This is a genomic window from Kitasatospora sp. NPDC036755, assembly GCF_040636595.1.
Taxonomy (GTDB): Bacteria; Actinomycetota; Actinomycetes; order Streptomycetales; family Streptomycetaceae; genus Kitasatospora.
This window is the reverse complement of sequence record NZ_JBEZUT010000572.1, coordinates 1-3133: the sequence shown is the minus strand read 5'-3', so window position 1 is coordinate 3133 and position 3133 is coordinate 1. Positions and strand designations below refer to the sequence as shown.

At 75.5% G+C, this 3133-nt stretch carries 2 protein-coding genes and 1 pseudogene; all 3 read right to left on the bottom strand.

The window, feature by feature from the left end; all coding sequences use genetic code 11:
- Positions 1-68 precede the first annotated feature (68 nt).
- Positions 69-1037, bottom strand: a complete 969-nt coding sequence (locus AB0E96_RS40025) for an SRPBCC family protein (RefSeq protein WP_359831622.1) — start codon at positions 1035-1037, stop codon at positions 69-71.
- Positions 1034-2323 carry an activator-dependent family glycosyltransferase gene (locus AB0E96_RS40020; protein ID WP_359831621.1) on the bottom strand — a complete coding sequence of 430 codons (1290 nt, stop codon included), beginning with the start codon at positions 2321-2323 and terminating at the stop codon, positions 1034-1036. Before AB0E96_RS40020 ends, AB0E96_RS40025 begins: the two co-directional genes overlap by 4 nt.
- Positions 2320-3133 (bottom strand): annotated as a pseudogene (locus tag AB0E96_RS40015) (hypothetical protein); the annotation flags it as partial. The gene AB0E96_RS40020 and the pseudogene AB0E96_RS40015, both read right to left, overlap by 4 nt.

Here is a 3133-nt window from a genome sequence, read left to right as displayed (position 1 = left end):
GGCGATCGAGGTGAGCACCCGGCCCACCTCGGACATCGGACGGGCCAGGTCGTCGACGCCCCAGGGCGTCAGCCGGCCGGCAGCGCGCGGGCGAGGGAGCGGTAGAAGGCCAGGACCCCGGGTTCCTTCGGGGACAGGTGGCCGCGCTCGGCGAACCGGGAGCCGGCCACCCGCTGGACGGCCTCCATGCCCAGCCGGTCCTCCCGGTTCACCACCGCGGCGCTGCGCGCGTTCTCCTCGCGGAGCGCGTCCAGGTCCTGGCCGCCGAGCGCGGCCGGATGCGTCAGCACCCCGCCCCGGACCTCGATCCGGTCGATGGCGAGCGGGATCATGCTGATCCAGACCACCGAGTCCCCGAACGCCGCGAGGCTCGCGGAGGGGAACACCGCGCAGTTGTACATGGTGGCCCGTTGATCGGCGCTGAGCGGCAGCGCCGTGTCCGCCAGCGGTTCCCGGAACGGGCTGAGCAGCCGGGTGACCCAGCGGGACTCGGTGCGCACCTCCATCGCTCCGCCGGGCGGGGTGATCAGCGCGACGGTCGTCGGGTGGAGCCCCATCGCGTGGTAGTTCTCGTGGGCGTTCTGCACCGCGATCTTCCAGTTGCACCGCCACACTTCGGTGAAGCCGGTGACCGGCGTCATCTCCGTCAGCCGGTAGGCGGCGAGTTCCTCGCCGATCCGGCCCAGGTGGGGTGCCAGGGGCTCGGCATCCGGGTCGGCGTTGACGAAGACAAAGCCCTGCCACTCCTCCACCGACGTGGGCGGGCGGCGCGCGCCCGTGGCGGACCTGGTGCGCAGGACCCCGTCCTCCTCCCTGGTCACGGTGACGGGCCGGCCGGCGGGCGCGAGGGTCACCGACGCGCCCGCCTCGGCCAGGTCGCCGACATGACCGGCCAGCAGCCAGGACCGTCCGAAGACCCGTTCGCGTTCGGCCGCCCACAGCTCCGGCGACGTGAAGGCCGCCGGGGACAGGCTCAGCCGGGGGGCGTCCTCGTCCAGGTATCGCCCCAGCTCCGCCACGAGCTCCGTGAGCGTCATGCTGCTCCTCCTCCCTTCCGGTGACGGGCCGTGAGCCGTTCGATGACGGTGACGGCCTCGTTCGGTGTCGGCATCTCCTGGATCTCCCGCCGCAGCCGTCGTGCGTGTTCGGCGAACGACGGCTCGTCGAGCACCCGCGCGACCGTCTCCCGGAAGCGGTCGCGGGTGAACGAACGCAGCGGCAGGGCAAGGAGGTTGCCCTGTTTCTCGTACTCCTCGCCCATGGCCTCGGTGACCCACTCCCAGCCGGTGAGGAGGACCTGGGGCACGCCGTGGAACTCTGCGGTCGCTTTGGTCTGGTAGCCGGCGTGGTGCACGACGGCCGCGCAGGTCGGCAGCAGGTCGTGCATCGGCACGTGGTCGACCACCCGCACGGTGCCCGGGAGCCGCGGCAGGTGGGCGCGCTGCCGTTCGGAGAGCGCGGCGACCACCTCGACGTCCAGGTCGGCCAGGGCGTCCAGCATGCCGGCGAGCACCGCGTCGAGGTCCCACAGGCCGTAGCCGCCGTCGATGCTCACCCCGAGGGTGAGGCAGACCCGGGGCCGCGCCGGCGCCTCGCGCAGCCAACGGGGCACCACGGAGCGGCCGTTGTACGGGACGTAGCGCGCGGGGACGGTGGGCACGCCCAGGTCCTCGCGCAGACCGGCCGGGCGGGTGTCGACGGTCCACTGGCCGGTGAGCACCGACTCGTCGAAGCGGGCCGGCGCGCCCAGGCGCTCCAGGGTCCAGTCCAGCCATTCCGCCGTCGGGTCCTCGCGGTGTTCGGGCGGCTGCTCGGCCGCCAGTCGCAGGAACTCCCGACGGGTGCCCAGTTGCATGGCCAGCTCGGGGCCGGACACCACACGGGCGTGGGCGGCCCCCACCGTGAGCGCGGCGACCGGGCCGGCCAGGCACAGCGTCTCCCAGATGACCAGGTCCGGCCGCCAGTGCCGGGCGAAGGCCACCAGCTCGTCGATCAGCCGGTCGGAGTTCAGGCGGGAGTTCAGGGCGGGGACGATGACGCTCTCGTAGCCGAGCTGATCCGCCCAGGTGTCCTGGCGGTCCGGCTCCCGCTGCTGGTCGGCGGTGCCGAAGTGGGCGATGGCCTCCTGGTGGAACGGCCCGAGGCCCTCGTACCACGGCGGGCAGTCGAGCGGGACGGCCGTGATCCCGGTCCGGGTGACGGTCTCCACCACCTCGGGGACGCAGGCGGCGCGGACCTCGTGCCCGGCGGTGCGCAGCGCCCACGCCAGCGGGGCGAGCAGCTGGAAGTGGCTGCCTTCCAGCGAGGCGAACAGGACCCTCATCGGCCGCCTCCGCCCGTCGCGGCCGCGGTGGCCCGGACCGGCACCCGGGCCGGTCCCCGGGTCAGCGGCGCCCGGGGGCGGCGCACCGCGGGGCCGGCGGGGCGCAGACCGGCGTACCGGGCCGCGAAGGCGGCGAGGGCGTCCTCGGCCAGAGCCCGGCGGAACGGGGCGAGGTCCTGACCGTGGTCCTGACCGTGGTCCTGGCCGTGGTCCTGGCCGTGCCCGTGGCCGATCAGCACCGCCACCCGCTCGCCGGCGGCGATCCGTTCTCCGGCGAGCGGCACCTCGGCGCGGGCCACCAGCGGGGCGATCCACACCGGCGGCCGTTCCCGCAGCGCGTCCGAGACCGTCGGGCCGACCGCGGCGGGCGGCAGCGGGAACCGGGCCCGGAGCAGGGTCCGGACGATCAGGTCGGCGCCGGTGCGGGCGGCGGCCACCACCGTCGCCGGTACCGGGGCGCCGGGGACCGCGGCCAGCAGGGAGCGGAGCGCGTCGGCGGCCGTGTCCAGGCGCCGCGTGGTGTCCAGCCGCTGGGGGCACACCGTCGCGTCCAGGGCGGTGCCGCAGGCCGTGACGGCCCGCGCGAACCGCTCGTGCTCGTTCGCGGGGATCCCGTACGCCTCGGCCAGGGCCGCCGCCACCAGCGGTTCGGCCACCTCGGTGACCAGGTCGAACTCGGGCCCCAGGGCGTCCGGTACGCGAACCCGGACGGCCTCGGGCGGGGGCACCGGCCCAGCCGGGGGCGAGCCGTCGCCGCCGTCGCCGCCGTCGTCGGGCAGGACCGGCGCGGGCGCGAGGCGGGGGTCGGCG